This window comes from Faecalibacter rhinopitheci (assembly GCF_015234135.1).
Classification (GTDB): domain Bacteria; phylum Bacteroidota; class Bacteroidia; order Flavobacteriales; family Weeksellaceae; genus Empedobacter; species Empedobacter rhinopitheci.
The window spans coordinates 1-5,978 of sequence record NZ_JADGIK010000020.1 but is presented as its reverse complement, the minus strand read 5'-3'; the positions used below and the strand labels follow the sequence as shown (position 1 = coordinate 5,978).

7 protein-coding genes are annotated in these 5,978 nt (G+C 28.0%); 1 reads left to right on the top strand and 6 read right to left on the bottom strand.

The genetic code is table 11. The features are described from left to right. The first annotated feature begins 1,294 nt into the window (after nucleotides 1–1,294). The gene (locus IM532_RS13340) at nucleotides 1,295–1,633 is read left to right on the top strand and encodes a hypothetical protein (RefSeq protein WP_194183996.1); all 339 of its coding nucleotides are present in this window, start codon (nucleotides 1,295–1,297) and stop codon (nucleotides 1,631–1,633) included. Nucleotides 1,634–1,854: 221 nt separating this feature from the next. Here IM532_RS13340 and IM532_RS13335 read toward each other — a convergent pair whose 3' ends face one another. The 6 genes from IM532_RS13335 to IM532_RS13310 form a co-directional block, all read right to left on the bottom strand. Then, the gene (locus IM532_RS13335) at nucleotides 1,855–2,052 is read right to left on the bottom strand and encodes a hypothetical protein (RefSeq protein WP_194183995.1); all 198 of its coding nucleotides are present in this window, start codon (nucleotides 2,050–2,052) and stop codon (nucleotides 1,855–1,857) included. A gap of 172 nt (nucleotides 2,053–2,224) precedes the next feature. After that, on the bottom strand, nucleotides 2,225–2,491 hold the full coding sequence (locus tag IM532_RS13330; RefSeq protein WP_194183994.1) for a helix-turn-helix domain-containing protein: 267 nt from the start codon (nucleotides 2,489–2,491) through the stop codon (nucleotides 2,225–2,227). A 75-nt stretch (nucleotides 2,492–2,566) separates the two neighbouring features. Continuing rightward, nucleotides 2,567–3,313: a metallophosphoesterase gene (locus IM532_RS13325; protein ID WP_194183993.1), complete on the bottom strand. Its 747-nt coding sequence runs from the start codon at nucleotides 3,311–3,313 to the stop codon at nucleotides 2,567–2,569. An 825-nt stretch (nucleotides 3,314–4,138) separates the two neighbouring features. After that, complete coding sequence (locus tag IM532_RS13320) at nucleotides 4,139–4,804, bottom strand: sulfite exporter TauE/SafE family protein (RefSeq protein ID WP_194183992.1); 666 nt, start codon at nucleotides 4,802–4,804, stop codon at nucleotides 4,139–4,141. Between the two features lie 224 nt (nucleotides 4,805–5,028). After that, entirely contained in the window at nucleotides 5,029–5,523 is a 495-nt protein-coding gene (locus tag IM532_RS13315; protein WP_194183991.1) for a hypothetical protein, read from the bottom strand. A gap of 87 nt (nucleotides 5,524–5,610) precedes the next feature. Beyond that, a partial coding sequence (locus IM532_RS13310; protein WP_194183990.1) for an IS30 family transposase occupies nucleotides 5,611–5,978 on the bottom strand: 368 nt, incomplete at its 5' end.

The following is a 5,978-nucleotide window of genomic DNA, read 5'->3' as shown; positions in this document are numbered from 1 at the left end:
TCCCGTTTCTGGGTAATTTGAATAATTAATCGTACTTGGAAAATTAATTCCAGCAACTACACCTGGTAAATATTCTTTATCTGTACGTCCAAAACCATCATACGTCACTTTAGTGGCTAGTGCTTTTAAGTATTAGTTACAATTAGTGAAATAAATAGAGATCATTAAAAAATAAGTGTTAACGTCGTTTATTGGCGTTTAAACTGATTAATATTGTAAATGTTTACAATAATGAATATACAAAAGACCAAGCCGAATTAGTAGAAGAAGTAAGCCGAGTAATTCGTGCAAGTATTGGAAAATGACAAATTTGAATCCATATATAAAGATCATTTAATATAGATTTTGATACCCAAAACATAATACACTTTTCAAAGTGTTTATAGATAATGGACTACGGAAATATTAATTGGACCAAGTGGGACCACAGAAAATCCCGATAAAAACACTGTTTTCGGGATTATTTTTTTACTGAGGGTTAATTAGTGTGTTATAACTTACTTCTTATAAAAACATATCTAACATTGTATGTACTAATCTAACGTTTCACCATTATTTTCATGTCTAGATAATCCAATTCTCATTAATCCTATTTAGACCCTCAATTAATTCTGCAATCGAAATGCTTGTTGTTTTTTCACCATCACGGTAAAATCAAATAGCATATAATCTGTAATAATTAAGTTGGATAAACCATTACGGTATCTATCGAATTGTTCTTTAAGCGTTTTTACTGTCGAATTTTACTCCAATGCCTTTTGCTTCGATATATCGCACAGGAATATGAGCATTTCCTTTTGTAAGGACATAATCGGGAGCAACACAAGCCACACGAGCAGGCTCATTAGTCTATAGAATATCAGCTGGGAAGATTAGAAGCTAATAAAGTTTGTGAATCGCCTCTGTACGAGTGTTCGCGTGCATTACCAGTTTGGTAAAGACGGTTTAAGTTTTTTTAGTTAGTTTTGGATAGTCATTGTTGTGTTGATATGACTATAAAATTAGTAAATAAATATTATTAGTTAAAAGGAGGTAAAATAGATTAAATGAATTAATTGGTATAATTATTAATATCTTAAAATTAGGGAAATAAAATAAACAAGATTGTCCATTCTGAATCACCACCTTTCAACGAAAATAGAAGGCTTGAAAGGTGAAGAATTTTAAATTTTATTTATTTAAAATTACACTGACAGAAAATCAGTGATTTAAGTATTAGGGTAGTGGACTATAATAATGTTTATCTTAAGTAACTCTATATGTGATTTTTTGAACCTAAAATTTATAAAAAAAAATGAAAATTTATAAAAACAGTAAAGAAATTATTCAACTCATCGTAAAAAAAATTGAAAAACATTACGAAGATAAATTTACCTACGCTATCCCTGAATGGGCAATATTAAGTGCAAACCCTGAAATTGTTTATATTATTCCTGTTCATGGTACTGAAGGGGTAACAATTACAAAACAACGTGTAGATTTTAATGTAAATTTTTCAGATATAAAATCCATCATCCATTATGCCCAATATTTATCGGATCAAATGAATATTAAGCATGAAATTTTAGGATATATTGTTTTTTTGATAAACACGTCTATGCAAAAAAAGATCCTACTTATAAAAATGATTTAACCACTTTTGAACAATCTGAATTAGATAATTATCCAAAAAGCAAAACTGATATTTCAATCCTAATGCTTAACGATGATTTTAAAGAGATTAATTCTTTCGATAATAAGTAAATTAATCCTAGAGCTATAGTGACTTAAAAATATTATTATTTCCTTTTTCATAATATTAAAGCTATATCTTTAGTATATAGAATATTAATTATGTTTAGTAGGTATTTTATATTAAAACTTTAAAAAATCAGATTCGATTTTATCAATTACTTTTTCTGGAATTTTATGTTCTTGACATAGGGTTTTGAATTGTTGAGTTGCAGTGACAACTTCCTCAATAATTCCGTTAGCATCTTTAATTGTAAATAAATCAGCTATTTTCAATAAATCAGCTCGATTAATCTCAGTTCTTTTCACATTTACGGACATTGCTCTTGCTATTCTTAGGTAGTTTTTAAAGCGTCTAATGGATAGGTTAAGTCATAGGCGGGGGCTAAATTCTGAAACAAAAATTTTAGAGCGTGCACCACCAGCTGAAGTGCCAATCTTAAAGATATTCAGTAAAGCGATATCACTTAAATAATTTGATTCTTTGCAATAATTAATACATGGATTGTTGATGATCCAAGTTTTCAATTTTATCGGTTACAAACTGATGGATTGATTTCATTTCGTTAAAATAATTTAAGACCTTCAAAAGAGTTTCTAGCGTAGGATTTTCTCCATTTTCAAGTTTAGCAATTGTTAAACGAGAAAGAGCTAGTTCATTGGCTAATTCTTGTTGTGTTAAGTGTTCTGCTTTACGCATTTTTTTACACCATTCGCCAATGGTGTTCTTTACATCTTTTATGGTGGTGAAATCTAACATATAATGTATATTATAATAATCAAATATACTAAAATATATATTTTAATAAACATTTGGTAGGATATTAGGGGGATTTTACAACTCTATAATCAGTTCTTTAATAAATCCATTATCTTTTTCATTGATATATCCATGAGGATTACAAATGATTTCAGTATTTCCAATCTTATATCTACTTGGTGTATGAATATGACCATGTATCCAATACATTGGTTGATGTTCTAAAATAAAATTTTCCAAATTTGAAGCATAAGCAGACGTAACAGCATCCGTAATATATTCTTTTGGGACTGATTTTATACTTGGTGCATGATGCGTAATAACAATATTTTTTAAACCTATCGAATCCTTCAAACTTTTTTCAAGCCATGTAATAGACTTATTATGAATTTGGTAAATATCAATGGTTCTCATTCTTGAATAAGAAGGATTTCGTTTGATATATTTGTAATCATTCATTTGGCTTTGACAAATCATTCCATATTTCATAGGATCTCCAAATATTGAAAAATCAGTCCATAATGTACATCCATGAAAACGAATCCCTTCGATATCCATGAAATCATTTTCTAGAACAGTAATATTAGAGTTTAACGCAGCTTCTTTGATTTTTAATAAGGTTTTAGGGTAAGAACCTTTGTAGTATTCGTGATTTCCTAATAAGTATATAATTTTCTTATTTGGAATATACTTTTTGCACCATTCAATTCCTTTCGTGCCTAAGTGAGTGTCTCCAGCTAAAATAATTAAATCAGTATTTTCGAATGATAGGGAAGTACTTCCAAATTCTAAATGAAGATCACTTAAGATTTGAATTTTCATAGATTAATATTTCTTAAACAAATTTAAGTAATCATTTTTGATCTTTACACCATTATTAAATAGGAATTATGTACGCGTAAGCTATCGGAATTTGGTTACTGAAAACTCGGAATCTTCAAATAACCCAAAATTTTCGATAGAACTTACGCCTGTGCCATATATTGGCGTGGACTGAGTGTTTCTGCGTTATGTGTATCCGAGTACCTCAGTAACAGATTGATTTTAGTTTCACGCCAACTTTTTTACTTCTAAATGGCATTTTGTATGATTAATTCAAAACATACTAGATCAATAATCTTTTATTTTCTATTTCATTTCAATCTATACTATTGAAAAGAAAATAAAGATTTTTTTAATCAAATTAATCAATCCAAAATAGTTTTAAAATTAGATACATCGGATTGTAAATAAAGGCTCTTAAAAGCGATTTAAAAGCTGAAAAATAAGCATGTTATTTGATACGGTATTCGTAAAGATGTGTGAAAAATACAATACCTTCTTTTTTAAAGACCCGAAGTCTTTTTTAATTAGTAAATCAGATGAAGAAATTTTAAAATTTATTGATTTTAAAAGCAGACGTGTTTTACCACTTCCATTTTTATCTGTTAAAATAAAATGTTATCTTTTCGTTTCTGAAAGTGGAATTTCATGCTTTGCAATATTCCTTGAATGTTCAACAATAATTTTCTTGATGTAATTTTCTGTTATAGTATTTTGGAAATATGTTTAGGTAGGCTTGCAGTTAACCGCACGAAGCAAAAGGCGAAAAGTTCAATTTTGCACTTAACCCCGCATTTTGCCAACACAATGTTAGAGGAAGTATTTTTATGCAAATGTTGAGTTTTTTAGTTTTTCTTTATTAATACAAGCCTTTTCAGAAAACCATTCTAAAATTATATCTTTAAATTCATTTTTATTAAACGAATTTTCACTATTTCTAATTTTAAAATATTTTTGAGCCGTATTCTTTTCAATAATTTCTCGAACTGTTCGCTTATCTAATCTATTTGAAAATTTTGTTAGGTAAAAGCCTAAAACTGAAATTAGAATACCTAATATTGCGATTTGCCAATTGATAAACAAACCGATAAAAGAAATTATAAACGCGAATAATAAAATATTAATAGTTATTTGACTTGGAGCTAAAACTTCAATCTTATAACCTAATTGATTTTCGATTTGTTTTACGATTTTTCTTCTATTTCTTTTTGGAAAAATAGTTTTCAAATCAGTTTCTGGCTTAATTACATTTCTGGCAATTATTTTTTCAGTTTCTATTGCGTTTCTAAATTGATAAAATGCTCTTTGGCTTGTACATAAATTGTCATTTTCTAAATTCATCTTTGAAATAATCAAATCACTAAATTCATTAAAATTATTTAGTTTTTCTGTTTCGTCATTTTCAAATTTGATTTTGAAAGTTTCTTCAAACATCGGTAATACATCTTCAATGTTTTCTATTTCAAATTGGTCTAATTTGGTAATATTCATTTATGCACAATTTTTTGAAACATTTCTGCTAATGAGCCGAGTATTTGCGAGGAAAGTGAGAGAAATTGAACGAAGTTCAAGTTCGTCCGTTCAAGCAAATTGCTTGGCTGAAACTAAATTAGGATATTGTTTTAAGAAAAGCAATTTTGCGAGCGGAAAATTATGACTAAAAAGTTAGCATTCAGCCCGTTTTTTGCAAATAGTATGTTAGCTGCTGGCTTTTATCATTTTATTATAAACTCGCCGTCATATTCTTTACTTTCTGTATAAATTCTAAACCCAAGAATTTTCCAAATTTTTGATGCATACAAACGATAATTGTATTGTTTATTAATTTCAGTTTTATTAAAAGCTATAGAATGAATTTCCAATTCTGTACCACCAATAATGCCTAACTTTTCTGTTTTGACATCTGTAAATTTTATTTCATTATTTTTCTTAATATAGAATATAGATAGATTTATTTTTGAGATAATTTTATTTTCAATTAATTCATCAATTTTAAACTTTTCTGTATATGTGTTAGGTTTATTTGATAAGTCAATGAAATTATTTTCATTTGATGAATTTTGTGAAATTATAGAAATTAATCCAATCGTTAAAACTACAGTTTTTAGAATTCCTATTTTGTTTTTAATATACTTTAATACTTCGAAGCATACAAATAAGAAATATATAAATATTGTTATATTTAATAAAATCCAAATTAATTCAAACATAAATGTAATATTATTTTAGAGTAATGTTTTAGAAGGCGGTTTCAAGTTGCTAATGCAACGATAGTATAAAAATAGTAAAAATTTTGATTATTTTATTTGTTGAATAATCATCTGATTAAAAACTTGTGCAGGGGAATATCCATCGAGCACTTTTCGAGGTCTTTCATTAAGTTCACGTTGCACTTTTTTGAGATGTTTTTCAGAGTAAATCGAAAGGTCAGTTCCTTTTGTAAAATAATCCCTTAAAAGCCCATTTGTATTTTCATTTGTAGGTCTTTCCCAAGGTGAATAAGGATGAGTAAAATAGACCTGTACTTTGGTGTTTTTGGTGAATAATTTATGCTGAGCCATTTCGGTTCCATTATCGTATGTCAACGACTTTTTCATCAGCTTAGGAAGCTTCTTAAATTCCTTTTCAAAAGCCTTTCGAACGGTCTTCTGCATTTTTGTCTTTA